Below are 26,027 nucleotides of genomic sequence, written 5' to 3'. Positions count from 1 at the left end.
GTGCTGCGCGACATGTTCAAGTCTCGGGGGGCTTCCGTGAGATTCGCTCGGAAATCCGATAGCGTCGGCTCAACGGCACCTCAAGATTCCCCGAGGCCGCACCATCGCCTCGAGGGACGGATTCCGAAAGGCATCGGATGAGCCGACCTGGTCGGGCTGCGGCGCGACGACGCGCGGCGGGCGCCGGCGCGGTCGCGCTCGCCCTCGCGTTCGGCCTCGCCGCCTGCGAGGCGCCGCCGTGGGTGACCGCCTCGCCCACCCCGAGCGTCACCGAGGAGCCGACGCCTACGCCGACGCCGACGCCGAACGACCTCGCCGAGGGCTCCCTGCACCGCTCGTTGACGGTCGGCCCGGTCGCCCTCGAGGTCGACTACTGGTCGACGCTCTCGATGGACGGCTGGACTGCGTACGTGAACAAGCCGCTCAGCATGTCGCTGCGCGGCACCCTCACCCCGTCCGACGGACAGCGCCTCTACCTCAACCGCGTGACGATGGTCCCGGTCGTGAACGGCCCGGAAGGCGAACTGCCCGGCATCGAGTACATCTTCGACCAGGCGACCGTGTCGCCCGGCTACCTCATCCTCGACCCGTACACGTACACCCAGACGTTCCTCGTCCCCGCGGTCGATCCCGCGGCGACTTCGATCACGCTCACCATCCGGTACGAACTGCTCGTCCAGTCCACGCCGACCTCGACCGACTACGCGAAGCAGACCGCGATCGACACGCTCACCATCGCGATCGCGCCGCTCGAGGACGCGGACGACGAGGAGGGCGAGGGCGAGGGCGACGGCGAATCCGGCGGATGACCCGCCATCACGCCACCGTGACCATGTCGCCGCCGGCGACGCGCGACTCCGCCGCGGCCCGCGAGGCCTCGGAGATCAGCCGGCCGACGTCGTACCCGTAGCGGTCGCTCACGGCGACACCCAGACTCGCGGTGAGGTGCATGCCCTCGGCCGCCACGACCCGCTGGTTCCGCAGCCCCAGACGGATGTCCTCCGCGGCATCCTTCGCGTCCAGGAGCACGCGATAGGGGCCGCCGATCACGACCGCGCCGGGCTCGGACTCCGCCACGAGCGCGTACACGTCGGCGTGCCGGCGGACGATCGCCGCGAAGTCGCCGATGAGCCGCTCCGCGGTCGCGGCCCCGAACGCCCGGACGATCGACGGCTGCTCATCGAGCTCGACCCAGATCACCCCGATCGGATGCCCGTGGAACTGCGCTCGTTCGGCCCAGTCGTCGAGGAGGTCCTCGAACTCGTTCCCGACGAGCAGGCCGTCGGCCGTGAACTCGACGTCCGCGCTGCGATCCCCGAGTCGGGGCACGCGCTCGCTCTGCAGGATCGTCATGCACACGCCCGTGACGATCGTCAGGGAGATGATGACGAGCACACCCGTCTGCAGCCCGAGGATGCCCCGGATCGACGCGGCATCCCGTCCCTGGAGGAATCCCACGAGGACTCGCGCACCGTAGTAGACGAGCACGAGCGCGAACACCACGCTGAGGCCTCGGCCCGTCCAGTGGTGCCGCATCGGCGTGCGCAGGCTCTCCCACATCGCGAGGGCGCCGAAGACGGTCATGAGCGCGAACGCGAAGAGCGGCAGGTCCGCCGTGGTGCCGGGCTGCGCGATCAGGACGGCCTCGACTGCACCCGTCGCGACCGCCGCGACCAGCGCGATCCAGAGCAGGTCCGCACGGCGGTTGTACGCCCGGGACCCGCTCCAGAACGAGCCGATGCTGAGCACGTTCGCACCGAGCGCGACGCTGCCGGCCCACCATGCACTCGGGTACGCGGCGTAGACCAGGAGGCAGAACGACGTCACGATCCCCGCGATGAACCCGACCGCCCAGACGCGCCCGGCGGCATCGGCCTGCCGGAGGAAGGCGTCGAGCACGAAGAGGACGCCGGTCACGCTCGTGACGACGATGAGCGAGATGTACAGCGTGTACGTGTCGAGGATCATGCGGCCTCCGGCCCGGCGACGGGCAGTTCGATGGTCATGGTCGTTCCCACGCCTTCCTCGCTCTCCGCGAGCAGGCGCCCGCCATGGGCCTCCACGAGGTCCTTCGCGATCGCGAGGCCGAGACCGCTGCCGTGGATCGCACCCTTCTGCACCGTCGACGACCGGAAGAACCGGTCGAACAGACGTGGCATCTCGGCCGCCGGGATGCCGAGGCCCGAGTCCTGCACCGCGACGCGCGCGAGCGGGCCGTCCGCAGCGACGGACATCGCGACCGTGCCGCCGGGGCGGTTGTACTTGATCGCGTTCGAGAGCAGGTTGTCCACCACCTGGCGCAGCCGGAAGGCGTCCCCGCGCACCACGACGTGCTCGGCGGAGCGACTGAGGTCGAGCACGAGGCCCTGGTCGTCGGCGCGCGGACGCAGCGACTCGGCCGACTCCTGCACGACGGTCCCGAGGTCCACGTCCGCGAGTTCGAGGGGCGCGCGCTGGTCGTTGTGCCGCGCACCCTCGAGGATCGACGCGATGAGCTCGAGCATCCGCTGCCCGTTCCGCTCGATGACCGCGAGGTTCCGGCCGACCCGCTCGGGCAGGCCCGGCTCGTCCGCGGAGAGCTCGACGTAGCCCATGATCGAGGTCATCGGCGTCCGCAGCTCGTGCGAGACCGACGCGATGAGGTCGTCCCGCGCACGGACCGCCGCGAGCTCCGCCGTGACGTCGCGCGCCACCACCACGCTGCCGTCGGCGCCGCCGTCGGCCGCGATGATCGCCCGTGCCGTGACCGAGATCGCCGCGAGGTTCCCCACCGGGTCGGGCACCCAGATCACGACGTCGTCGAACTCCTCGCCCCGCATGGCCCTGGCGAAGGGACGGTCCTCCGGCTGGATCAACGTGCGCAGGTCGGCGGCGAAGGCCGCCGACTCGACCGACTCGCCGATCGAACGCCGGTTCAGCCCGTACATGCGCGCGTAGGCCTCGTTCACCACGACCCGGCGCCCGTCGCGATCGATCCGGACGACACCGAACTCCACGGAGTCGAGCAGCTCGGTGAGCGCCGCCTCCTGTCGCCGCGTGTACTCGAGCGAGCGTTCGAGCTGGCGTGCCTGGGCTCGCACGAGCGTGCGCTGCGAGGAGGTCCGCCGGCTCGCGAGCACCGAGGACACCGCGACGAACGTGAGCGCGATGGGCAGCATGACGCTCGGCAGCGCGACCTGCTCGCCCGACTGCATCCAGCCCAGCCACTGCTGGCCGAGCACGAACGCGACGCACGTGCCGAGGCCGACGAAGGCCCCGAGCACCCCGAAGTACGTCGACAGCCAGATCACCGGGAAGATCCACAGCATGCCGAGGGCGCTCGCGAACGGATCGGTCGCGCGCAGGAGCCCGACCGAGACGATGTTCAGGAGCGGCACGACGATGATGAGCATCTTCGGCACGCGCGACCAGGGCACGAGGATCGTCGCGATGATCGTCGCGGAGCCGAGTGCGAAGCCGGCCGTGTAGACGGGCAGCGCGACCGTCTCCGGTACGAGCACGAGCATGCTGAACGCGGCGACCACCATCGCCAGGCCGAACAGCAATTCCTGGAGCACGACCGACCGGTCGATCGTCGTCACCAGTCGCGCCGCTTGGGCATCCCCCGAGCCCGCCATGCCCGAAGCCTATCGGCACCGGGTCGGGACAGGCGGGACGACGCGGAACGGCCCGGGCGCGCGGCGGCGCCCGGACCGGACTGGGTCAGACCGCGGCGGGGAGCTTCGCCGCGACGAGCTCGGCGATCTGGACCGCGTTCAGCGCGGCGCCCTTGCGCAGGTTGTCGTTCGAGACGAAGAGGACGAGCCCCTTGCCGTCCTCGGCCGACTGGTCCTGCCGGATGCGTCCGACGTAGCTCGGGTCGTTCCCGGCGGCCTGCAGCGGCGTCGGCACGTCGCTGAGTTCCACGCCCGGAGCATCCTGCAGGATCTCGGCCGCGCGCTCGGGCGTGATCGCGTTCGCGAACTCGGCATGGATCGACAGCGAGTGCCCCGTGAACACGGGGACGCGCACGCACGTCCCGGCGACGCGCAGGCCGGGCAGTTCGAGGATCTTCCGGCTCTCGTTGCGGAGCTTCTTCTCCTCGTCGGTCTCGAGCTCGCCGTCGTCGACGATCGAGCCCGCGAGCGGGATGACGTCGAACGCGATCGTGCGCGGGAACTTCTCGGCCTCGGGGAACGCGACGGATGCCCCGTCGTGCACGAGCGTGCGCGGGTCCTGCTCGACCGCGGCCTTGGCCTGGGCGTACAGCTCCTCGCCGCCCGCGAGGCCGGCACCCGACACGGCCTGGTACGTCGAGACGACGAGGCGCTCGAGCCCGGCCTCCTCGTGGAGCGGCTTCAGCACGGGCATCGCGGCCATCGTGGTGCAGTTCGGGTTCGCGATGATGCCCTTGCGCGCCTCGTCGATGGCGTGCGGGTTCACCTCGCTGACGACCAGCGGGACCTCCGGGTCCATGCGCCAGGCGCTCGAGTTGTCGATGACGGTGACGCCGGCCGCGGCGAAGCGGGGCGCCTGCACCTTCGAGGTGGCGCCGCCCGCGGAGAAGATCGCGATGTCGAGGCCGGTCGGGTCCGCGGTCTCCGCGTCCTCGACGACGATGTCCTGGCCCTTCCACGGCAGCGTGGTGCCGGCCGAGCGGGCCGACGCGAAGTAGCGGATCGTCCCGACCGGGAACTCGCGCTCCTCGAGGAGGCGACGCACGACCGCGCCGACCTGGCCGGTCGCGCCGACGATGCCGATGTTCACTCCGTTGCCCACGTTCTCTCCTGCTCCTGTGCCTGCACCTGCGCTTCGCGCGGGCTCCCGCCCGCTCCGCGTGTGCTCTTCCCAATCCAGTTTGTAGGACATTTCCCTGTGTGCCGGACGGATGGCAGCGCATCCGTCCTACTTGGCGGGATATGTCCTACATTCCCCGCTGCGGCGCGCGCTCGGCTGCCCTCGCGGGAATGCGGCGCGCGCTCAGCGGCCGGTGCCGGCGTGGACGATCGCGTCCTCGTCGCCGTCGAGGTCGAACGCCGCGTGCACCGCGCGCGCCGCCTCGTGCACCGTGTCGGCGCGGGTCACGACCGAGATGCGGATCTCGCTCGTCGAGATCATCTCGATGTTGATGCCGGCCTCGTACAGTGCCTCGAACAGCTTCGCCGAGACGCCCGTCGCCGACCGCATCGCGGCGCCGACCAGCGAGAGCTTGCCGATCTGGTCGTCGTACTGCAGCGACGTGAACCCGATCGCCTCCTGCGAGGCGGACAGCGCGTTCAGCGCCTTCTCGCCCTCGGCCTTCGGCAGCGTGAACGAGATGTCGGTGCGCCCGGTGGAGGCCGCGGACACGTTCTGCACGATCATGTCGACGTTCGCGTGCGTGGACGCCACGATCTTGAAGATCTTCGCCGCGACACCCGGCTTGTCGGGGACGCCCACGACCGTGATCTTCGCCTCGGAGAGGTCGACCGCGACACCCGCGATGACTGACTCTTCCACTTCTGCTCCTTCGGGACTGCGCGAGGGGTCGTAGACGATGGTGCCCTCGGTGTTGTTGAACGACGAGCGCACGTGCAGCGTGACGCCGTGACGGCGGGCGAACTCCACGGCGCGGATGTGCAGCACCTTCGCGCCCGACGCGGCGAGCTCGAGCATCTCCTCGCTCGTGATGCGGTCGAGCTTGCGCGCCTTCTTCACCACGCGGGGGTCGGAGGTGAACACGCCGTCGACGTCGGTGTAGATCTCGCACACGTCGGCCTCGAGGGCGGCGGCCAGGGCGACCGCCGTCGTGTCGCTGCCGCCCCGACCGAGCGTCGTGATGTCGCGCGACTCGCGGCTGAAGCCCTGGAAGCCCGCGACGATGACGATCGCGCCCTCGTCGAGCGCCTCGCGCAGGCGGACCGGGGTCACGTCGACGATGCGGGCCGCGCCGTGCGTGGCATCCGTGATCATGCCGGCCTGGCTGCCCGTGAAGCTGCGCGCCTCGTGGCCCATGCCCTTGATCGCCATCGCGAGCAGCGCCATCGAGATGCGCTCGCCCGCCGACAGCAGCATGTCGAGCTCGCGCGGCGCCTGGATCGGCGTGACCTCGCCGGCGAGGTCGAGCAGTTCGTCGGTCGTGTCGCCCATCGCGGAGACCGCCACGACGACGTCGTTGCCCGCCTTGCGGGTCTCGACGATGCGCTTGGCGACGCGCTTGATGCTCTCCGCGTCCGCGACGGAGGACCCGCCGTACTTCTGCACGATCAAGCTCACGTGGTCTCCCGAGGGGGTGGGGTGCGCGGCGCGGAACGGGTGCCGGATGCGCGACGTGGGCCTCCGGCGTGCGCCGAGCACCATCTTACGTGCGCTCGGATTCCCCTCCGGCCATGTGACGACGGCGGGGGCTCCGCCCCGCTGGCGCCGTTCCGGCTAGCCTGCGGGCATGTCCGAACTGCTCGACGCGTGGTCGGAGTTCAACGTCGCGATGCTGGGCGCCACCGCGGCCCTCGCAGGCCTGCTCATCGTCGCGATGTCGGTCAACCTCGCCGAGATCATGAAGTCGCCGTCCCTCCCGGGACGGGTCGCGGCGTCGCTCGCGGCGCTCATGGCGGCGATCATCGTGACCGCGATCGGGCTCGTCCCCGGCCAGACCGCCCTGTTCTACGGCATCGAGGTGCTGTTCGCCGGAGTGCTCGCCGCGGTGTTCGAGTATCGCGCGACGCGCCTGATCCACGCGATGGGGCCGGGCTACGGACCGCGCTGGGCGAAGGCCGCGGTGGGCTGGCTCGCGGTCGTCCTGTTCCTCGTCGGCGGCGTGCTGGTGCTCGCGGGCGCGCCCGCTGCGGCGCTCGGATGCCTCGGCGCGGCCTCGCTCGTCGCGATCGGGTCGGCCATCCTGCACGCCTGGATCGTGCTCGTCGAGGTGCTGCGGTAGCCCCCCGCGCGGACCGGTCGAGTGCGCTCGAGCGGCTCAGTGCGGTCGCGGCATGTACCACTCGGTGAACTCGGAGGCGCGGCCGTCGTCGGCGAATCGAATGACGAACAGGTTGAGGTAGTCGTCGGCCCGTGCGGGGTAGACGGTGCGCCCCTGCACGAACGCGAGCCCCGGCACCTCGTGCACGATGCGCCAGTCGAACGCCCAGGTGCCGAGCTCGTCGGCGTCCTCGATCCAGCCGGCGATGATCGCATCGCGGCCGCGTCGCGGCGCGGCATCCGGCGCCGTGCGGTAGTTCGCGTCCGCGGTGAAGAGCGCCCCGATGTCCGCGGGGTCGTTCGTCTCCCACGCTCGGACGTATCCGGCCACCCACTCCGCCGCCATGCTCGCCATGCGTTCAGTCCAGCCGCGGGCGCGGCCCACGTCAAGCGCGCGCGCCGATGCGCGGCGCATGCACAGCGGCGCGGCGCGCGGCCGGGCGGCTCGTCCGGCGCGCGGCGGGGCTTGTGCGCGGCCGGGCCGGCGCGGCTGGTCCGGCGCGGTCGGCGTCAGCCGACGACGCGTCGGCCCTCGAAGGCGCGGCCGAGCGTGACCTCGTCGGCGTACTCGAGGTCGCCGCCCACGGGCAGGCCCGACGCGAGGCGCGTGACCCGGATCTCGAGCGTCGAGAGCAGTCGGCTCAGGTACGTGGCCGTCGCCTCGCCCTCGAGGTTGGGGTCGGTCGCGATGATGACCTCGGTCACCGTGGCGTCGGCCAGCCGCTGCATGAGCTGTCGGATCCGGAGCTGGTCGGGCCCGACCCCGTCGATCGGGCTGATCGCTCCGCCGAGCACGTGGTACAGCCCGCGGAACTCGCGGGTGCGCTCGATCGCGACGACGTCCTTCGCCTCCTCGACCACGCAGATCAGCGCCGGGTCCCGTCGGGGGTCCCGGCAGATCCCGCAGGTCGCCTCCTGCGAGACGTTGCCGCAGATCTCGCAGAACCGCACCTTGTCGCGCACCTCGAGGAGGATCTCGGCGAGCCGCGTGACGTCGAAGTGCTCGGTCTGCACGATGTGGAACGCGATGCGCTGCGCCGACTTGGGCCCGATGCCGGGCAGTCGGCCGAGCTCGTCGATCAGTTCCTGGACGATGCCTTCGTACACGGGTTACCCACGCTCCCCGAAGCCGCGGTCGCCGAAGCCGCCGCCCCCGAAGCCGCCGCCACCGAGGCCGCCGCCCCCGAGGCCGCGATCGGGCACCGCGGGCGCCTCGACCTCCTCGAGGAACCGCGCGTTGAGGACGTCGCGCACGACCGCCTCGCCGTACCGCTGGATGCCGGGCGCCGCTCCGGCGCTCCGCTTGGGCGCGGCGCGGCCCGACGAGGACGCGCGGCCCGACGAGGACGCGCGCGGCGCGGTGGTCTCGCGCGTCGGCTCCGTCACGGCCTGCGCCGGCTCCGCCACGGGGCGCGTGGACGCGGTCGGGGCGAACCCCGGCTCGAACTCCGGTTCGTAGGGCGGCTCGTCGTCCTCCGGGGGCGCGTCGGCGTCGCTCGGGACGCCGAACCCGTCCGGAGCGTCGGGCGCGGTGCCGTTCGGCGCGGTGCCGTTGGGCGCGGTGCGACCGGCCGACCCCGAGGACGCGCCCGACGGGCGCGCGAGGGTCGCCGTCGCCGTCGCCGTCGCGGTCGGAGCCGGGGTGGATGCCTCGGCCGACGCGGACTCCGGGCCGGAGGCCGCCGGGTCGGGCGCGCCGACCGGGTCGTCCCCGGGGATCGCGACGACGGCCCACGTGTCGACGGAGGCCGCCGGAGCGGAGGCTGCGGATGATGCGGGCGCGGCCGATGCCGCCGACGCGGCCGGCTTCGGCCGAGCCTCCTCGGCGGGCGCCGTCCTACCGCGTGCGGATCGCGCCGGACCTGAGCCGGCGTCGGGCGCCGGACGACCCTCTGCGGGCGCGCCGACCGGCTTCGCAGTACCTCCGGCGGGCTGGGTCGGCGCCGACGCGGTGCCGGAGTCGGCTGCGGACTCGCCGGCGGCAGCCGGGCCCGGAGCCGGGGCGGCAGGCGCGGGGTCGGGCTGCGCCTTCGACGTCGGCGCACCCCCCTCGGGCTGGCCGCTCACCAGACGCGGGATGAACTTCACCTGCACGCCGAGCACCTCGGTGATCGCACGCCGGAGGAGTTCGGCGTTGCTCTGGGTCCCCGCACCGCTCTTGAGCTCCTGGATGTCGGCGGCGCTCGAGAAGCCGAGCACGAGGACGCCGTCGTCGGGCGTGAAGTCGATGACGTGCGCGTGCAACGCGGCCATCCACGCGGTGCGCTTCGTGCGCTGCAGCGCATCGAGCACGTCCTGCCAGGACTCGCGCATGACCTCGGCGGTGACCGGGCCCTCGGGCTTCGGGCGCGGGGCGGGGGCCGGGGTGGGAGCAGCGGCGGGGGTCTCGATACGCGTCGCCTCCGGCGGCGCTACTCGACCACCGGAGGGTGCCTCCGGCGGCGCCACTCGACCACCGAAGGGCGCCTCCGGCGGGGCGACCCGACCGCCGACGGCCGCGGCGGGCACGAGCACGCGCGCGAGCATGAGTTCGAGGTGCAGGCGCGGCGACGTCGCCCCGCTCATCTCGGTGAGGGTCTGGTTCACGAGGTCGGCCACGCGCGAGAGCTCGGCCGAGCCGAACAACGCCGCCTGCGACCCCATGCGGGCGAGTTCGTCGGCCGGCACGCCGCGGAGCACGGCCGATGCGGCCTGCGGCGAGGATGCCGCGACGACGATGAGGTCGCGGAGCCGTTCGAGCAGGTCCTCGACGAACCGCCGCGGATCCTGCCCGGTCTGCACGACCCGGTCGGCGGCGGCGAACGCGCCCGAGGCATCCTTCGCGCCGATGGCCTCGACCACCTCGTCGAGCAGAGCGCCGTGCGTGTAGCCGAGCAGCGCGACCGCGCGCTCGTAGTCGATGCTCGTGCCCTCGGACCCGGCGATGAGCTGGTCGAGCAGCGACAGCGTGTCGCGCGGCGACCCGCCGCCGGCGCGGACGACGAGCGCGAGCACGCCCGGCTCGACCGAGATGCCCTCCTCGTCGCAGAGCTTCTGCACGTACTCGAGCATCGGCGCGGGCGGCACCAGCCGGAACGGGTAGTGATGGGTGCGCGAGCGGATCGTGCCGAGCACCTTGTCGGGCTCGGTCGTCGCGAAGATGAACTTCACGTGCTCGGGCGGCTCCTCGACGAGCTTCAGCAGCGCGTTGAAGCCCTGCGGCGTGACCATGTGCGCCTCGTCGAGGATGAAGATCTTGAAGCGGTCGCGGGCCGGCGCGAAGACTGCGCGCTCGCGCAGGTCGCGGGCGTCGTCGACGCCGTTGTGGCTCGCCGCGTCGATCTCGACGACGTCGAGCGACCCGCCGCCGCCGCGAGCGAGCTCGACGCAGCTCGGGCAGACGCCGCACGGGACATCCGTCGGGCCCTCGGCGCAGTTCAGGCATCGCGCGAGGATGCGCGCCGAGGTGGTCTTGCCGCACCCGCGCGGGCCGCTGAACAGGTAGGCGTGGTTCACCCGGTCGGTGCGGAGCGCCGTCATGAGCGGCTCGGTGACCTGCGACTGCCCGATCATCTCGGCGAAGGTCTCGGGCCGGTATCGGCGGTAGAGGGCGGTGACCACGGAACCCATGCTAGTTGCCGCGTCCGACACCGGATCCGGCTGTTCGAGGCGTACTATGCAGGGCACGCGGCGCTGGGACGCGCCGCCCGTCGCCGCGTCGTCGCGGCGGGAGGGAGGGCTTCGATGACCACCACCAGGAGCTTCACCCCGGCCCGAGTCGAGAAGTTCGAGCGCCTGCTGCTCGCCGAGGAGGTCGAGGCAGAGTCCCGGCTGGCCGAGCACCGCGAGGGCATGCTCGAGGTGCGCGCTGCACGATCCGACACGGCCGCGGCCGATGACGAGCACGACCCCGAGGGCCCGACCATGATCCAGGAGTGGTCGCAGCGGACCGCCGTGCTGGCCGACGCCGAGCTCGAGCTCGCCGACGTCCGGCGCGCGCTCGCGCGCCTCGCCGACCACAGCTACGGCATCTGCGAGAACTGCGGGCGGCCGATCGCCGTCGCGCGCCTCGAGGCCAGGCCGACCGCGACGCTCTGCATCGACTGCGCACGCCTCCAGGGCTGACCCGGCCGCGCACGCGAGCGGTCACGCGCAGCCGCGCGCTCTCACGCGTCGCCGCGCGCTCTCACGCGCCGCAGCGCGCGCTCACGCGTCGCCGCGCGCGGCCGCGAGACCGTCGAAGGACCGCAGCACGAGCGGGCTCGCCCCCAGGACCGCGTAGAGGATCGCGCACGCCGCGACGGTCGGGCCGAGCCCGAACGCATCCGCCGCGAGCCCGCCGAGGAACGCGCCGAGCGGCATCGTCGCGACCACGCCGGCCGTCGTCACGCCGAACACCCGCGCGCGCATGCCGTCGGGAACGAGCCCGTACATCGCCGTCGAGATCATCGGGTTGAGCGCGCCCGCCGCGAGGCCCGAGGCCAGCAGCACCGGCAGCAGGACGGGCGCGGGCGCGCCGAGCGCCATCGCGAGGTACGGCGGCGTGCCGGCCAGCACGAAGCACGCGGCGAACATCGCGCGGCCGCTCCACCGGTGCCCGACCACGCCGAAGACGGCCGAGCCGATGAGCGCGCCCGCGGCGAAGCATCCGACCATGAATCCGAGCAGTGCCGGGTTGCCGAGCACCTCGGTCGCGTAGAGCGGCTTGAGCACGGTCATGCCGGCCGCGTCGATCGCGTTCGTCAGGGTCACGAGCAGCACGATCGCGCGCAGCAGCGGCGAGCGCGCCACGAATCGCAGGCCGGCGACGAATCCGCCGGTCGAGGATGCCCCGGGCGCGGCATCCTCCGGCACGGATGCCGCACCCGCCGACGCGACGGCCGCCTCCGCTGCCGGCGCGGCGAGGAGCCGGCGCGGCACGAACACCGCGACGAGCACCGCGGCGATCGCGAACGCGCCCGCGTCGACGACGAGCGCGGCCATGGGCCCGGCGAGCCCGATCACGGTCCCCGCGAGCCCGGCGCCGAGCATCATCGCGGTGCGCTGCACGGCGGACTGGGCGCCGGCCGCGCGCGTGATCGACACCCCCGCGAGGCGAGCGAGGTCGGGCGTCAGCGAGGTCTTGGCGGTGTCGCCCGGCGGGTCGAGCAGCCCGCCGACGAACGCGAGCGCGAGCAGCGCCGGGAAGCTCAGCCCGCCGACCGCGTGCAGGAGCGGCACCGCGAGCACCGCGAGCCCGCTCGCCAGGTCGGCGACGATGCTCGACCGGCGGTAGCCGAACCGGTCGACCAGAACGCCGCCGAGCGCGCCGCCGATCACCAGCGGCACGGTCGCGAACACGCCCGCGACCCCGGCCGCGAGCGGCGACCCGGTGAGCTGGAGCGCGATGATCGGCAGCGCGACGAGCGAGATCGCATTGCCGCCGAGCGAGCACAGGGCCGCGGCGAGCGCGGCGACGAGCGGCGTGCGGCGCGGGGCATCCGGTGCGATCGCGAACCCGCCGGCGGCGGCGGGCGCGCCGTCCTGCACCGCTGACGCGCGCGACGCGCCGGACGGACCGGATGCCTCGGGACCGCCGGATTCCGCGCTCACGCGTCGCTCCTCGGGAAGGCGTGCGTGATCACGCGGACGGTCCGCGTGCCGTCGCGTGGCACGCGCCCTCGTGCGACCCACTTGTCGCGCACCTCGGCGAGGTCGGCCGCGAGTTCGCGGAACTCGTCGAGCGTGAGGTGCGCCGCGATGTCGCTCGAGTCGGATGCCGCGACCCAGTCCGCGTCGAGTGCGTGCTCGGCCTCGAGCGCGCGGACGAGTTCCACCTGGTAGGAGTCGAGGATGGCGCGCCGCATCGCGTCGGACGCGGACCGTCGCTCGGGGTCGCCGAGGAACTCGGCGGGTTCGGACACGGTGAACTCGTGCGCGGCCCGCCACCAGTGCTCCCGGCGGTCTCGTGCGAGTTCGGGCGCCTCGACGACGAAGCCGTGCTTCGCGAGCGTGCGCACGTGGTGGCTCGCCGAGCCGGGCGCCTCGCCCGTGCGCTCGGCGAGCATGCCGACGGTCGCGGGTCCGTCGACGCGGAGCATCCCGAGGATCCGCAGCCGGACGGGATGCGCGAGCGCGCGCATGGGCCCCGGGTCGTGCACGTCGATGCGCGTGGGATCGGACATGCCGTCAGCGTAGTTCCACAAGAGTTATTGCGCAACAGTTCTTGTGGGCCTCCGGCCTCAGCCCGCGACGACCTCCACGGTCTGCCGCGCGATCTCGAGCTCCTCGTTCGTCGGCACGACGAGCACCTCGACCCGCGAGGCATCCGTCGAGATCCGGCGTGCCACGCGAGAGCGCGGCGCGTTGCGCTCCGGATCGAGTTCGATGCCGAACCATTCGAGCCCCGCGAGAGCCCGGCCGCGGATGTCCGGCGAGTTCTCCCCCACCCCGGCGGTGAACGAGATCACGTCGACGCCGCCGAGCTGCGCCGCGTAGGCCCCGATGTACGACCGGATCCGGTGCGCGTAGACCGACAACGCGAAATCCGCGGTCTCGTCGCCCGCCTCCGAGGCATCCTCGATGTCGCGCAGGTCGCCGCGCCCGGTCAGGCCCAGCATGCCGCTGCGCTTGTTGAGCAGGTCGTCGATGTCGTCGGCGCTCAGGCCCGCGCGTCGCTGGAGGTGCAGCAGCACCGCCGGGTCGATGTCGCCCGACCGCGTGCCCATCACGAGCCCCTCGAGCGGCGTCATCCCCATGCTCGTCTCGACCGAACGCCCGCCGTCCACGGCGCACGCGGATGCCCCGTTGCCGAGGTGCAGCACGATCTGGCGGAGCTCCTCGACCGGCCGCCCCAGGAACTCGGCCGCCGCCCGCGAGACGAACCGGTGCGAGGTGCCGTGGAACCCGTACCGGCGCACCCGGTGCTTCTCGGCCAATTCGCGGTCGATCGCGTACGTGTACGCCGACGGCGGCATCGTCTGGTGGAACGCCGTGTCGAACACCGCCACGTGCGGCACGTCCGGGAACGCCGCCTGCGCCGCCACGATGCCCTGCAGGTTCGCCGGGTTGTGAAGCGGCGCGAGCGACGACAACTCGTCGATGTTGATCTTCACGAGGTCGGTGATGACCGTCGGCTCGAAGAACCGCGCGCCCCCCTGCACGACGCGGTGCCCCACCGCCACCGGGGGCACCTCCTCGAGCGACGGGCCGTGCTCGGCGAAGGCCTCGAGCATCACCCCGAATCCGGCCGTGTGGTCGGGGATCGGCAGCGTGCGCTCCGACTCCGACGTGGATGCCCCGCCCGGGGCATCCTGCGGCACCTTGTGCACCGCGCGACCCTCGGCCTCGCCGATGCGCTCGACCAGCCCGCTCGCGAGCGTGCGCGACGCGTCCACGTCGATGAGCTGGTACTTGAACGATGAAGATCCCGAGTTCACGACGAGGACGACGTCCATGCTCACTCCTCCGCGGCCTGGATGGCGGTGATCGCCACCGTGTTGACGATGTCCTGCACGAGCGCGCCCCGCGACAGGTCGTTGACCGGCTTGCGCAGGCCCTGCAGGACCGGCCCGATCGCGATGGCGCCGCTCGAGCGCTGCACCGCCTTGTACGTGTTGTTGCCCGTGTTGAGGTCGGGGAAGATGAACACCGTCGCCCGGCCCGCGACATCCGACTCCGGCAACTTGGTGCGCGCGACCGCGACATCCACGGCCGCGTCGTACTGGATCGGCCCCTCGACCGGGAGCTCGGGCGCGCGCTCGCGCACGAGCGCGGTCGCCGCCCGGACCTTGTCGACGTCGGCCCCCGAGCCCGACTCCCCCGTCGAATAGGAGAGCATCGCGATGCGCGGATCGACGCCGAACTGCGCCGCCGTGCGCGCCGAGGAGATCGCGATGTCGGCGAGCTGCTCGGCGGTCGGATCCGGTACCACGGCGCAGTCGCCGTAGACGAGCACGCGGTCGGCGAGCGCCATCAGGAACACGCTCGACACGGTGTCGATGCCCGGGCGCGTCTTCACGATCTCGAACGACGGGCGGATCGTGTGCGCCGTCGTGTGCGCGGCGCCCGACACCATGCCGTCCGCCAGGCCGAGCTCGACCATCATCGTGCCGAAGTAGGACACGTCGGTCACGATCTCGAGCGCGCGCTCGAATGTCATGCCCTTGTGGGCGCGGCGCTGCTCGTACTCGCGGGCGAACCGGCCGACGAGCACCGCGTCGTGGTTCGAGATCACCTCCGCCTTCGAGATGTCCAGGCCCAGGCCGATCGCGCGCGCCCGGACCTCGATCTCCTCGCCGATGATGACCAGGTCCGCGACCTCGCGCCGCAGCAGCGTCGCCGCAGCCCGGAGGATGCGGTCGTCGTACCCCTCCGGCAGCACGATGCGCTTGCGCGCCGCGCGCGCCTGCTCGAGCAGGCGGTACTCGAACATGATCGGCGTGACCACCTCGGGCCGCGACACGTCGAGCAGGTCGAGGATCTTGGACCCGTCGACGTGCGTCTCGAAGAGCGAGAGCGCCGTGTCGTGCTTGCGCTGCGACTCCGCGGCCAGCCGGCCGCGCGCCTGCGTGATCGCGATCGCCGACGCATAGGTGTCGAGCTTGGTGCGGATGATCGGCAGCGTCGACCGCAGGCCCGACAGGAGCAGGTCGACGCTCTCGGCAAGCGGGATTCCGCCGCTCAGGACGATGCCCGACAGCGACGGGAAGCTCGCGGACGCGTGCGCCAGCAGCACGCCGAGCAGCACCTCGGACCGATCGCCGGGGATCACCACGACCGAGCCCTCGACGAGTCGCGGCAGCACGTTCTCCATCGACATCGCCGCGACGACGACCGTGAGCGCCTCGCGCGTGAGCCGGTCCTCGGCCCCGGAGACGAGTTCGCCGCCGACCGCCTCCATGATCGTGCGCATCGACGGGGCCACCAGATAGCGGTCCTCCGGGACGGCCCAGACGTGCACGCCGTCGGCGGTGTCGGTCCCCTGGGCGATCGCCTCGTGCCGCGCGACGCGGGACACCGCGGCGACGATCTCGTCGAGGCGGTCCGGGTCGGCACGGTTCGCGATGATGCCCAGCAGCGTCGCGTGCTCGCGCGTGAGCTCGTCGACCGCGAGCTCGGCGATCTGGACGAACTCCTCGGGCGAACGGGCGAGGTCCTCGCCGAGTTGGTCGGATGCCACGGACGCGGCGAGCCCCTGCCCGCCGCTCGCGCGACCGCCGAGGACGAGCAGGACGGGCACGCCGAGGTTCGCGGCGATCCTGGCGTTGAACCACAACTCGGTCGGGCTGCCGATGTCGGTGTAGTCGGTGCCGACGACGACCACCACGTCGCACCGCGCCTCGACGGCCTTGTAGCGCCGCACGATGGTTGCGAGCGCCGCCTCGGGATCGGAGTGCACGGCCTCGTAGTCGACGCCGATCGCATCCTCGTACGAGATCTCGACCGCGCCGTCGTGGTCGAGGAGATGGTCGAGGACGTAGTCGCGCTCGTCGGTCGAACGGGCGACCGGGCGGAACACGCCGACGCGCGCCGCGCGCCGCGCGAACGTCTCGAGCATCCCCAGCGCGATCGTCGACTTGCCGGTGTTGCCCTCGGCGGAACAGATGTAGATGCTGTGCGCCACGCGCCCAGCCTATTGGGCCGAGCGGGCCACGCGCAGGGAAAGGTCGAGCACCGGGTGCGCACCGCGTGTTCGTCCGGAGCATCCGGCTCGGGTAGACTTGCGGAGGCTCCTCACGTGGCGCCATCCAGGCCAACTCCCCCAGGGCGGAGACGCAGCAAGGGTAACCGGGCTCTGGCGGGTGCGTGAGGAGTCTCTGGAGGATTCGCCTAGTGGCCTATGGCGCACGCTTGGAAAGCGTGTTGGGTGAAAGCCCTCGGGGGTTCGAATCCCCCATCCTCCGCCAATGTGAAACGGCGCCGCGCCCGGAGGGTGCGGCGCCGTTTCACGTTCATGGACGCTGTGGATTCGGGGAGGAGCGAGGCGGAGCCGAGCGACGGGGTCCCCCATCCTCCGCCATGCGGATGAGCCCCGCGCCCGAAGGGTGCGGGGCTCTTCGTCTCGCGGGCCCTACGGCACGACGATCTCGAAGTCGGGGTCGCCCGGCTGCAGCACCGAGAGCAGCGTCTCGATGACGCTCCAGTCGCCCTCGACCTCGATTCCGTCCTGCGACGTGTCTCCGCCGGCGAGCGCGATGAGGCGCAGCTTGGGCAGCGTGAGGTGCAGTTGCGCGTCAGGCCGGGGGTCCTTCTCGACGTAGACGAGCACGCCGTTGCGCAGGGTCACCCGGAAGCTGCGCCCGAGGTCCGAGAACGTCACGTCCGTGGCGAGGTCGAGGTGCCACGCGCGCGGTCCGTCGACCTGGATCGCGAAGGCGTCGAACAACTGCTCGGGTGTCAGCTGCACGAGGATCGACGGGGCGTCTGTCCGGGTCGGCGTGCCGAAGTTGCCCTCGGTGAGCTCGGTCGCACCGGAGAGGAAGAAGTTCCGCCAGGTGCCGTTCTCGGCCCCGTACCCGAGCTGGACGAGCGTGTCGGCGTAGAGCGCGCGGGCCGCCTCGTGCGAGGCATCCGTGAACACCGCGTGGCTCAGCAGGGTCGCCGCCCAGCGGTAGTCCGCCGTGTCGTACGCGGCCCGCGCGAGCTCGACCACGCGGTCGATGCCGCCGATCGCGTCGACGTAGCGCGCGCCGAGCTCGGCCGGCGGGTGCGGCCAGAGGTTCGCCGGGTTGCCGTCGAACCAGCCCAGGTAGCGCTGGCAGACGGCCTTCACGTTGTGGCTCACCGACCCGTAGTAGCCGCGCGCGTTCCAGGCGCGCTCGATCGCGGGGGGCAGGGTGAAGGACTCGGCGATCTCCGCACCCGTGAGTCCACGGTTGAGCAACCGAAGCACCTGGTCGTGCAGGTAGCCGTACAGGTCGCGCTGGATGCCGAGGAACCCGCGGATCTCGTCGGACCCCCAGGTCGGCCAGTGGTGCGAGGCGAAGACCACGTCGGTGCGGTCGGCGAAGCGCTCGATCGCCTCGGAGAGGTACTGCGACCAGACGTGCGGGTCGCGGACCACGGCGCCGCGCAGGGTCAGCAGGTTGTGGAGGTTGTGGGTGGCGTTCTCGGCCATGCACAGCGCGCGGTACTTGGGGAAATGGAAGTGCATCTCGGACGGCGCCTCGGTGCCGGGCGCCATCTGGAACTCGATCTCGACGCCGTCGACGACGTAGGTCTCGCCGGTCGTCGTGATCTCCTTGGTCGGCACGATGAGCCCGACCAGGCCGCTCGAGGTCGTCTGGCCGAGCCCAGCCCCCACCTGCCCCTTCGGACCGCGGGCGAGCGCGGCGCCGTACATGTAGCCCGCGCGGCGAGCCATCGCGACGCCCGCATACACGTTCTCGGCGACGGCGTGCTCGACGAAACCCTCGGGAGCGATGATCTCGACCCTCCCCGCATCGACGTCCTCCTGCGACACCACGCCGAACACACCGCCGAAGTGGTCGATGTGGCTGTGCGTGTAGATCACCGCGACGACCGGGCGGTTCCCCCGGTGCTCGCGGTACAGCTTCAGCGCGGCGGCAGCGGGCTCCGCCGAGATGAGCGGGTCGATGACCATCACGCCGTGGTCGCTCTCGACGAACGAGATATTCGAGAGGTCGAAGCCGCGCACCTGGTACAGGCCCTCGACCACCTCGTACAGGCCGTGCCGGGCGACGAGCTTGGACTGGCGCCACAGGCTGGGGTTGACGGATGCCGGCGCATCCCCGGTGAGGAAGTCGTACGACTGCCCGTCCCAGACGACCTGGCCCGCGTCGTTCCGGATCACGAGCGGGTCGAGCGTGGCGATGAAGCCGCGATCGGCCAGGTCGAAGTCGGCCGTGTCGTCGAACGGCAGCGAGTCGAGGAGGCGCCGATTCTGCTCGACGATCGCGGGGGTCGGATCGGGGAAGGTCATGATGGTCCTTTCGGTTCGCACTCGTTCGGGTTGGTTCGGGTTCGTCGGGTCGATCCGGTGTTCCGGTCCGTTCCGATCGCCGGCGGCTCCCGCCGGCGCCCGGTCAGCCGGGCGGCCGGTTCACCGCCCGCATCGTCTCGGCGCGATCGAAGGCCGTCTCGACCGCCTCCATGAGCACCGGAGTCGCCGCGACGACGTTCTCGGGGCCGATCCGGTCGAGCGCCCCGGTCCGGGTGAGCAGGCGCAGGAACCTGGGCGGCACCCCGCACAGGACGAATGGGATGCCCCGCTCGCGCAGCCGCGCGAGCTCGGAGTCCAGCGCCTTCAGGAACGTCGCCGACGGGACGCCGGCCGAACCGCGGACGGACAGCACGATCGCGGCATCCTGCGCATCGGAGGCGTCCGGCCATTCCTGCGTGATCTGGCTGACCTCGGAGAAGAATCCCGCACCGGAGTAGTGGAGCACGGTCGTCCGCCCGGACTGCAGGGTCGATGGCGGGTCGCCGAGCGCCCAGGATCCGGAGTTGTCGCGCGTGAGCTCGAGGAGCCGTCCGTTGCGCGTGACCGTGATCGCCGTGAGCAGGATCGACAGCCCCGCGCCGAGGAAGATCGCCTGTTGCAACGGGAGTGCCGTCGTCGCGAGGAACGTCACGACCATCGCCACAGCCGACGGCCAGGAGGTGCGGAGCACGAGCACGATGTCGAGCCGGCGTCCGGCGATCAGCTCCCCGCCGATCACGATCATGAGCCCGCCGATCACCGCCATGGGGATGCTGCCCGCGAGCGGCCCCACCAGGAGCACGATGACGGCGAGCCACACGCCCGCGAAGATCCCGGACCACCGGGTGGTCGCTCCCGCGCTCGTGCCGACCCCCGTGCGCGACAGCGACCCGCCCGTCGGCAACGCGCCGAAGAATCCGCCGCCGAGGTTCGCGAGGCCCTGCGCGGTGAAGTCCTTCGAGGCATCCGTCCGGGAGCCGTCCGGGTTGGCGACGGCGGCGCCGATGCCGGCCGCCTGCGCGAGCGCGACGAGCGCGATCGCGACCGCGCCCGTCGCCAGGGCCGGGATCGCGGTCGCGTCGGGCAGGGTGACCGGGGGCAGCGAAGCGGGCACCGCCGCGATGTCCGCGACCAGTTCGACGGGGATGCGCAGGAGCGCCGCCGCGCCGGTCACGAGGACGAGCGCGATGAGCGTCGCGAACGAGCGCAGGGGCGCGATCAGCCGGAACGCCAGCCACACCGCGACGGTGGCCGCGGCGACCAGGAGGGGGCGAACTGCCACTCGTCGACGTGGACCGCGACATCCACGAACTTCCCGATCGTGTTCGACGACTCGGGGGCGTATCCGGTGACGTCCTCGAGCACGCCCGCGACGATCTGCAGCGCGATGCCGGTCGTGAATCCGGTCATCACCGCGGTCGAGACGTACGACATGACCGAGCCGAGCTTGAGCAGGCCGAGGATCAGCATGACGACGCCGACCAGCACGGTCATCGTCGCGATCGCGCCGAGGTCGCCGGGATCCAGACCCGCCGACGCGAGCACGCTCTGCGACGACAACGCGATCGCGCTCGTCAGCGTCGTCACCATCAGCACGGTGCGCGCGAAGATCGAGCCGAGGATGGTCGGCACCACGCCCGACCACAGCCCGAGCGGGGCCGCGAACCCGGCGATGCTCGCGTACGCCATGCCTTCGGGGATCGAGAAGAGACCCGTCACGAGTCCCGAGACGAGATCCTTCGCGGTCGGCCTGCCGAACCTCGTCGCCCTCCGCGCCACCGTAGACCCCCGGTTGGAAGGCTATGAGGGGGCCGGAGCGCGGTCAACCCTGGCCGGGTGCGGCGCGGGTCGCGGCCGAGTCAACGCCCGGGCGCTCCGTTCCGCACGCGCAATCCGCCACCGGGGTTCGCCGCCACCTCGAACAGTCCGATCTCCCGCACGAGTTCCGACAGCTTGGCGAAGCCCCAGTTCCGGGAATCGAAATCGGGCTGCTGCTTGCGCACGAGGCCGCCGACCGTCGCGAGGCTCGCCCAGCCGTCGTCGCCGGAGGCGTTGCCGATGCTCGCCCGCAGCACGGAGACGAGCCGGCCGTCCGTGCGGAGCTTGGCCGTCGGCGTACGACCCGGGACCGCCGCATCCACGGCTGCTGCCGCTTTCTCCGGCTCCTCGAGCACCTCGACGTAGGTGAACCGGTCGCAGGCGTTGCGGAATGACTCGTGGGTCTTCCGCTCGCCGAAGCCGTACACCGTGACGCCGTCCTCGCGGATCCGGGAAGCGAGGCGGGTGAAGTCGCTGTCGGACGACACGATGCAGAAGCCCGTGAATCGGCGCGTGTAGAGCAGGTCCATCGCGTCGATGATGAGCGCGCTGTCCGTCGCGTTCTTCCCGGTCGTGTTGTCGAACTGCTGGATCGGGTGGATCACGTGCTCGCTCGCGGCATCCTTCCAGGAGCGCAGGTTCGGCTTGGTCCAGTCGCCGTAGACGCGCTTGACCGACGCCGTGCCGTACTTCGCGATCTCCGCGAGCACCGGTCCGATCCGGGCAGGCGACACGTTGTCGGCATCGATGAGGACGGCGAGGAGGTCGTTCGTCTGGGCCACGCGCCAAGCATGGCAGGGCCTACCGTCCGCTCGGCGGCGACCGGTGCCGCTCACCCCGGCCCGGAACCTTCGAGATCACTCGCAGGCGATTCCGTCGCCGTCACGGTCGAGCTTCGGAGCGAAGCCCGGATCACCGACATGGATCGGCGCCGCGCCGGCGGCACGGACGGCATCGCAGTTCGCGAACGGGGTCACCGGCGCAGGAGCCGGAGCAGGCGCGGGAGCAGGCGCCGGCGCCGGCGCGGGAGCAGGCGCGGGAGCAGGCGCAGGAGCGGGCGCGGGCACGGGTACCGGAACCGGAGCAGGCGCCGGAGCCGGCGCTGCGGCAGGCGTGAAGGAGGACGTCACCGCGAGTTCGCCGGGGCACGCGCTGAGGATCGACGCGATGGCGTCGTGCTCTGCCTTCGTGACCCACAGGCCGTAGGTCGCCTTGACCGACACTTGGCGCGCGACGTAGGTGCAGCGGAAGGTCTTGTCGGGCGGGAGCCACGTTGCGGCGTCCCCGGCGCCCTTCCGGCTGTTCGTCGGTCCGTCGACGGCGAACAGGTTGATCGGATCGTTCGCGAGGCTGACCCGCTGGGCCTGTGTCAGTTGCTGGGCGCCAGTCTCCCAGGCGTTCATGAGCGACACGACGTGGTCGATCTGGACCGCGAGCGAAGTGGTGTTGCCCCGGACGAAGTCGATCGTCCTGCCCGTGTAGGGGTCCTGCAGGGTGCCGGACGTGACCTTGCACGGCCCGGACTTCACCTCGGGCTCGAGATCGCGCGCGAGGATGTCGTTGCGCGTGTCGCAACCGTTGCGGTCGACATCGATCCAGGCGGAGCCGAACTTGCCTTCGCGGTCGTAGCCGGTCTTCGGAGCGCGGCCCTTGATCGGCAGCGTCTCGAGCAGTGCGAGCGCGGCGCCCTGCGTGGCCGAACTGTCGGCGACCTTCACCGACGGATCACTGCCCGCCGGGACGACCGTGGCCGGAGCGTCGGGTTCACCGGTCGGCGTCGGCTTCGGCGTCGGCGTCGACTTCGGTGCACGTGTCGGCTCGGCGCTCGGCTCAGCGCTCGGCTCAGCGCTCGGCTCGGCGCTCGGTTCCGCGACCACGCTCGGTGTCGTCGGCGGGTTCGCTTCGCCGTACGCCGCACCGCCCAACGCGGTGACGACCATTCCGCCGGCGAGGACGCCCGCGGCGACCTTCCGTCCGGCGATCCCCGCCCAGGAGGAGCGTTTGGTCGCGAACGCGTAGACGCCGGTGATCAGGGCGATCATGCCGATGGCGATCAATCCGCCACCGACCCCTGCGGTCGCGAAGAACATGACTGTCAGGACGGCGAGCCCGATCAGCGCGATCCATCCGAGCGGCGTGAGCCGGGCGAGCCACCGCAGAATCGGCCCGACCGCCACGTCGGTCGCCGCCGGTGACCGCTCGGCCGCTCCTGGCGTGACGGGTTCCGCATTCGCCGGCGCTCGGGGTGATCGATGCTCCGTCCATGCTGCGCCGTCCCAATAGCGCCACATCGAGTGGTGCTCAGGGTCCGGGTACCAAGCGGCGGGCGGCTTCGTCGCGGCGCTCATCGTGCTCCTCGTTCGGGTGGGGTCAACCCATCAGCTGACGTCCCCGACCTTCAAGACAGCTGCGTATTCGAGCGAACCTCGATGAATTCCCACCGTTCACCGAGCGCACGTACAGCTCGCACATGGTCCGTATGCAGGATTCGGCTCCGCGAGCCGCCCGCTCACCCCGCCAGGAACCCCCACGCTTCGGCCTGCATCTCGCGGTCGAAGACGTGCCCCACGGCGCGCACGGAGATCTCGAGCCGGTCGGCCGGCCACGCGGCACGGAGCATCCTGACCGCGTCCTCGACGCCCGCGGGCGGGAACAACGGGTCCGCGGTATCGGCCTGGACGAGCGCCGCGACGCCGGACGCCGGATCGGGCACGAGCGGCCACTCGGCGATGCGCCGGAGGCCGGGCGCGAACAGCAGCCACGAGTGGGAGTCGAGGAACTCGGGCACGAGCGCCTCGAAGGTCGACATCATCCCGGATGACACGACACGGCGCAGGCGCGGCTCGAGCGCGGCGAGCAGCCACGCGCGGCCTCCCCCGCCCGAGAACCCGAAGGCGCCGAGCCGGGCGGGATCGACCCCGGGCAGCCGCGCGAGCACGTCGAAGGCGACCAGGTCGTCGTGCGCGACCATGCCGGCGAACGTGGTGCCGAGCATGCCGCCCGCCTTCGAGAGCGTCTCCTCGGTCTGCGGCGAGCGCTCGTCGCGCGAGCGGCGGGCGCGCCGCGAGTCCCAACCGAACGCATCGTGCACGAGCACCGCGAACCCGCGGCGCGCGAGCTCGTTCGCCGCCGCGAGGCCGTCGAAGTACCGGGCGCGGAAGGCGTCGTGCTCGGGCCCGGACCACGGCGCGGCGCGCACGAGTTGCAGCGCGCCGGTCGCGAACTGGCCGCCGTGGGCGTGCAGGCCGAGCACGCCGGGCAGGATGCCCCGTTCGCCGGCCGGTCGAAGGAGGAACGCGCGGGTCTCGGGTCCGTAGCCGGGATGCCACGCCAGCGCGACGACCTCGACGCCGTCGGTCTCGACCACGCCAACCCCGTCCGGATCGATGCGCGGCTCGACGCGTGGCGGCACCGGTACGCCGATCGCCGCCGCGACCGAGTCGGCGCGCTCGAGGCCGATCCGGCGCCGAGCGGTTTCCCAGGCGTAGGCCGGCCAGTCCTCGTACCCCTCGATCGGGCTCGGTCCGTTCATCCCGACCATGGTGCCGCATCGGGGGGTCTCGAGACGCGTCGGGCTCCGCCCGGCGCTCCTCGACCACCGGAAGGGGGCGTCGGGCTCCGCCCGGGCTCCTCGAGGACCGGAACCCGCCGGTCCTCGACCTCCGGCACGCGCCTAGGCTGGCCCCGTGAGACTCGGCATCGTGATCCTTCCGCAGCACGACTGGCCCGAGGCGGCGCGCCGATGGCGACGGGCCGAGGAACTCGGGTTCGACCACGCGTGGACCTACGACCACCTCTCGTGGCGCAGCCTCGCCGACCAGCGCTGGCATGCGACCGTGCCGCTGCTCACCGCGGCCGCGACGGTCACCGAGCGCATCGAGCTCGGGTTCTTCGTCGCGAGCCCCAACTACCGGCATCCGGTGCCGTTCGCGAAGGACCTCGCGACGCTCGACGACATCTCGGGCGGCCGGATCCTGCTCGGCGTCGGCTCGGGTGGCACCGGGTTCGACGCGTTCGTGCTCGGGCAGGCCGAGCTGACGCCGCGAGAGCGCCACGACCGATTCGTCGAGTTCGTCGACGCGCTCGACGTGCTGCTGCGGTTCGAGGAGCCGGGCTCGGGCGGCATTTCGTTCGACGGGGACTGGTTCACGGCGCACGAGGCGCGCATGGTCGGGACCCCGGCCAGGCGGCCGCGGATGCCGCTCCTGGTCGCGGGCAACGGCCCGCGGGCGATTCGGTACGCGGCGACGGTCGGCGACGGCTGGGTCACGACGGGCGGCCAGAGCGAGGATGCCGCGGGCTGGTGGACGGATCTCGCGTCGCTGGCGGCACGATTCGACGACGCGTGGGCCGCGACGGGCCGCCCGGGCGCTCCGCGACGCATCCTCTCGCTCGACGATGCCGACCGGTATTCCCTGTCGAGTGCCGCAGCCTACGAGGACGCCGTCGGGCGCGCCGCCGCGCTCGGCTTCACCGACGTCGTGGCCCACTGGCCGCGCCCCGACGGCATCTACGCCGGCGACGAACGCGTGCTCGACGAGGTCGCCGGGCTGCTGCCGGCGCTGCGAGGGTCGTGAGCGTGGTCGAGGAGCGTCGGGCTCCGCCCGGCGCACCTCGGGCGCGGTCGCGCGCATCCTGTGCACTCCGGCCCCTCGAGCCCGGCCTGCACGGATAGGCTCCCCGAATGGACTGGGCCACGCTGATCGCCGCCATGATCGCGGCGATCGTCTCGCTGATCCTGCTGCTCGTGAATGGCACGATCACGCTGCGCGAGCACGCGTTCACCAGGTTCACGACGGCGATGACGTGGCTCGCCTCGTCGAACGAGTTCCTCGTGGCGCGCGGCGTGCAGGTGCTGCGCGACCAGTCCGCGTCGCGCTGGATCTCGAACGAGGACAAGGATGCGGCCGAGCAGGCGCTCGCCGACCTCCAAGCACGTGTCGAGCGTAGGATCAGGTCCGAGGGAGGTTCCGCACATGGATGATCGGGAACTGCTGCTGCAGATCGCCTCCGCACGGAGCGCCCTGCTCGAACAACTCGGCCGGCCTGGCGACGCCGAGGTCGTACGCAACCTGACGTCGGCTGACGCGATCGACCGGAACGCACGGACCGGCACCGAGGTCGACGATTCGACCGCCCTCCGCCGCTTCGTCATCGAGCAGCTCGAGCAGGCGATCGGCACCGACGGAGACGTCCCCCTGGCCGCGGCCGACGGCGAGGAACCGGTCGAGCAGGTCGAACTCGCGACGCTTCCCGCGACCGACGTGCAGATCCGCAGCGACGAGGGGCGCATCGTCATCTCGATGCGACGCCCGCTCGCGGGCTGACCTCGCCGCTTCTCAACGCCGTCCGACCATCGGCCGGCCGCGTGGTT

General features: G+C 72.0%; 23 protein-coding genes, 1 tRNA gene and 1 other RNA gene. 8 read left to right on the top strand and 17 right to left on the bottom strand.

Annotation, left to right across the window (positions count from 1 at the left end):
• The first annotated feature begins 137 nt into the window (after nt 1-137).
• Nucleotides 138-809 (top strand): hypothetical protein, encoded by a 672-nt coding sequence (locus tag ACDF64_RS10120; RefSeq protein WP_394550934.1) that lies wholly within the window; start codon nt 138-140, stop codon nt 807-809.
• Between the two features lie 7 nt (nt 810-816).
• Here the strand turns inward: ACDF64_RS10120 and ACDF64_RS10115 are convergent, their stop codons facing one another.
• The 4 genes from ACDF64_RS10115 to ACDF64_RS10100 form a co-directional block, all read right to left on the bottom strand.
• Nucleotides 817-1,968: a diguanylate cyclase domain-containing protein gene (locus tag ACDF64_RS10115; RefSeq protein WP_394550933.1), complete on the bottom strand. Its 1,152-nt coding sequence runs from the start codon at nt 1,966-1,968 to the stop codon at nt 817-819.
• Nucleotides 1,965-3,617, bottom strand: a complete 1,653-nt coding sequence (locus ACDF64_RS10110; protein ID WP_394550932.1) for a sensor histidine kinase — start codon at nt 3,615-3,617, stop codon at nt 1,965-1,967. Before ACDF64_RS10110 ends, ACDF64_RS10115 begins: the two co-directional genes overlap by 4 nt.
• An 85-nt stretch (nt 3,618-3,702) precedes the next feature.
• Entirely contained in the window at nt 3,703-4,758 is a 1,056-nt protein-coding gene (locus ACDF64_RS10105; RefSeq protein ID WP_394550931.1) for an aspartate-semialdehyde dehydrogenase, read from the bottom strand.
• A 201-nt stretch (nt 4,759-4,959) separates the two neighbouring features.
• Nucleotides 4,960-6,234 (bottom strand): aspartate kinase, encoded by a 1,275-nt coding sequence (locus ACDF64_RS10100; RefSeq protein WP_394550929.1) that lies wholly within the window; start codon nt 6,232-6,234, stop codon nt 4,960-4,962.
• 169 nt (nt 6,235-6,403) lie between these two features.
• Here ACDF64_RS10100 and ACDF64_RS10095 point away from each other — a divergent pair, with 169 nt between their 5' ends.
• Complete coding sequence (locus ACDF64_RS10095) at nt 6,404-6,895, top strand: hypothetical protein (protein WP_394550928.1); 492 nt, start codon at nt 6,404-6,406, stop codon at nt 6,893-6,895.
• A gap of 36 nt (nt 6,896-6,931) precedes the next feature.
• Here ACDF64_RS10095 and ACDF64_RS10090 read toward each other — a convergent pair whose 3' ends face one another.
• From ACDF64_RS10090 to ACDF64_RS10080, 3 genes are all read right to left on the bottom strand, one after another.
• Complete coding sequence (locus ACDF64_RS10090) at nt 6,932-7,288, bottom strand: nuclear transport factor 2 family protein (protein ID WP_394550926.1); 357 nt, start codon at nt 7,286-7,288, stop codon at nt 6,932-6,934.
• A gap of 155 nt (nt 7,289-7,443) precedes the next feature.
• The gene (gene recR / locus ACDF64_RS10085; protein ID WP_394550925.1) at nt 7,444-8,040 is read right to left on the bottom strand and encodes a recombination mediator RecR; all 597 of its coding nucleotides are present in this window, start codon (nt 8,038-8,040) and stop codon (nt 7,444-7,446) included.
• 3 nt (nt 8,041-8,043) lie between these two features.
• Nucleotides 8,044-10,533 carry a DNA polymerase III subunit gamma and tau gene (locus ACDF64_RS10080; RefSeq protein WP_394550923.1) on the bottom strand — a complete coding sequence of 830 codons (2,490 nt, stop codon included), beginning with the start codon at nt 10,531-10,533 and terminating at the stop codon, nt 8,044-8,046.
• Nucleotides 10,534-10,656: 123 nt separating this feature from the next.
• Between ACDF64_RS10080 and ACDF64_RS10075 the strand changes: the two genes are divergently transcribed.
• A complete protein-coding gene (locus ACDF64_RS10075) occupies nt 10,657-11,037 on the top strand; it encodes a TraR/DksA family transcriptional regulator (RefSeq protein ID WP_394550921.1) in 381 nt (126 codons plus the stop codon).
• Between the two features lie 81 nt (nt 11,038-11,118).
• On the opposite strand, the gene ACDF64_RS10070 is transcribed toward ACDF64_RS10075, so the two are convergent.
• The 4 genes from ACDF64_RS10070 to pta are packed head-to-tail and all read right to left on the bottom strand — an operon-like array spanning nt 11,119 to nt 16,516.
• Nucleotides 11,119-12,504: an MFS transporter gene (locus ACDF64_RS10070; RefSeq protein ID WP_394550919.1), complete on the bottom strand. Its 1,386-nt coding sequence runs from the start codon at nt 12,502-12,504 to the stop codon at nt 11,119-11,121.
• Nucleotides 12,501-13,076, bottom strand: a complete 576-nt coding sequence (locus tag ACDF64_RS10065) for an ArsR/SmtB family transcription factor (RefSeq protein ID WP_394550917.1) — start codon at nt 13,074-13,076, stop codon at nt 12,501-12,503. The genes ACDF64_RS10070 and ACDF64_RS10065 overlap by 4 nt, the downstream gene beginning before the upstream one ends.
• Before the next feature lie 57 nt (nt 13,077-13,133).
• Nucleotides 13,134-14,348, bottom strand: a complete 1,215-nt coding sequence (locus ACDF64_RS10060; protein WP_394550915.1) for an acetate/propionate family kinase — start codon at nt 14,346-14,348, stop codon at nt 13,134-13,136.
• Nucleotides 14,349-14,350: 2 nt separating this feature from the next.
• Nucleotides 14,351-16,516, bottom strand: coding sequence for a phosphate acetyltransferase (gene pta / locus ACDF64_RS10055; RefSeq protein WP_394550913.1), 2,166 nt, complete (start codon nt 16,514-16,516; stop codon nt 14,351-14,353).
• Between the two features lie 101 nt (nt 16,517-16,617).
• On the opposite strand from pta, the gene ffs reads away from it, so the two are divergent.
• Together ffs and ACDF64_RS10045 are read left to right on the top strand one after the other, a co-directional pair.
• Nucleotides 16,618-16,714, top strand: an RNA gene (gene ffs / locus ACDF64_RS10050) — signal recognition particle sRNA small type.
• Nucleotides 16,712-16,799, top strand: a tRNA-Ser gene (locus tag ACDF64_RS10045). Before ffs ends, ACDF64_RS10045 begins: the two co-directional genes overlap by 3 nt.
• A gap of 164 nt (nt 16,800-16,963) precedes the next feature.
• Here ACDF64_RS10045 and ACDF64_RS10040 read toward each other — a convergent pair.
• The 6 genes from ACDF64_RS10040 to ACDF64_RS10015 all read right to left on the bottom strand — a co-directional run bounded on the left by ACDF64_RS10040 (nt 16,964) and on the right by ACDF64_RS10015 (nt 24,185).
• On the bottom strand, nt 16,964-18,835 hold the full coding sequence (locus ACDF64_RS10040) for an alkyl/aryl-sulfatase (protein ID WP_394550911.1): 1,872 nt from the start codon (nt 18,833-18,835) through the stop codon (nt 16,964-16,966).
• Nucleotides 18,836-18,938: 103 nt separating this feature from the next.
• Nucleotides 18,939-20,117: a SulP family inorganic anion transporter gene (locus ACDF64_RS10035; RefSeq protein WP_394550909.1), complete on the bottom strand. Its 1,179-nt coding sequence runs from the start codon at nt 20,115-20,117 to the stop codon at nt 18,939-18,941.
• Nucleotides 20,054-20,554, bottom strand: a complete 501-nt coding sequence (locus ACDF64_RS10030; protein WP_394550907.1) for a SulP family inorganic anion transporter — start codon at nt 20,552-20,554, stop codon at nt 20,054-20,056. The genes ACDF64_RS10035 and ACDF64_RS10030 overlap by 64 nt, the downstream gene beginning before the upstream one ends.
• Nucleotides 20,555-20,694: 140 nt before the next feature.
• The gene (locus ACDF64_RS10025) at nt 20,695-21,435 is read right to left on the bottom strand and encodes an NYN domain-containing protein (RefSeq protein ID WP_394550905.1); all 741 of its coding nucleotides are present in this window, start codon (nt 21,433-21,435) and stop codon (nt 20,695-20,697) included.
• A gap of 75 nt (nt 21,436-21,510) precedes the next feature.
• A complete protein-coding gene (locus tag ACDF64_RS10020; RefSeq protein ID WP_394550904.1) occupies nt 21,511-23,001 on the bottom strand; it encodes a DUF1524 domain-containing protein in 1,491 nt (496 codons plus the stop codon).
• A 161-nt stretch (nt 23,002-23,162) separates the two neighbouring features.
• On the bottom strand, nt 23,163-24,185 hold the full coding sequence (locus tag ACDF64_RS10015; RefSeq protein WP_394550902.1) for a dienelactone hydrolase family protein: 1,023 nt from the start codon (nt 24,183-24,185) through the stop codon (nt 23,163-23,165).
• A 154-nt stretch (nt 24,186-24,339) separates the two neighbouring features.
• Here ACDF64_RS10015 and ACDF64_RS10010 point away from each other — a divergent pair, with 154 nt between their 5' ends.
• From ACDF64_RS10010 to ACDF64_RS10000, 3 genes are all read left to right on the top strand, one after another.
• The gene (locus ACDF64_RS10010) at nt 24,340-25,230 is read left to right on the top strand and encodes an LLM class flavin-dependent oxidoreductase (protein ID WP_394550900.1); all 891 of its coding nucleotides are present in this window, start codon (nt 24,340-24,342) and stop codon (nt 25,228-25,230) included.
• 107 nt (nt 25,231-25,337) lie between these two features.
• Entirely contained in the window at nt 25,338-25,637 is a 300-nt protein-coding gene (locus tag ACDF64_RS10005; protein WP_394550898.1) for a hypothetical protein, read from the top strand.
• On the top strand, nt 25,630-25,980 hold the full coding sequence (locus tag ACDF64_RS10000; RefSeq protein WP_394550896.1) for a hypothetical protein: 351 nt from the start codon (nt 25,630-25,632) through the stop codon (nt 25,978-25,980). Before ACDF64_RS10005 ends, ACDF64_RS10000 begins: the two co-directional genes overlap by 8 nt.
• Nucleotides 25,981-26,027: the final 47 nt, after the last annotated feature.

It is taken from the genome of Agromyces sp. MMS24-JH15, from assembly GCF_043518605.1.
Classification (GTDB): domain Bacteria; phylum Actinomycetota; class Actinomycetes; order Actinomycetales; family Microbacteriaceae; genus Agromyces.
The sequence above is the reverse complement of the archived record's forward strand: the minus strand, read 5'-3'. Positions and strand labels throughout refer to the sequence as shown.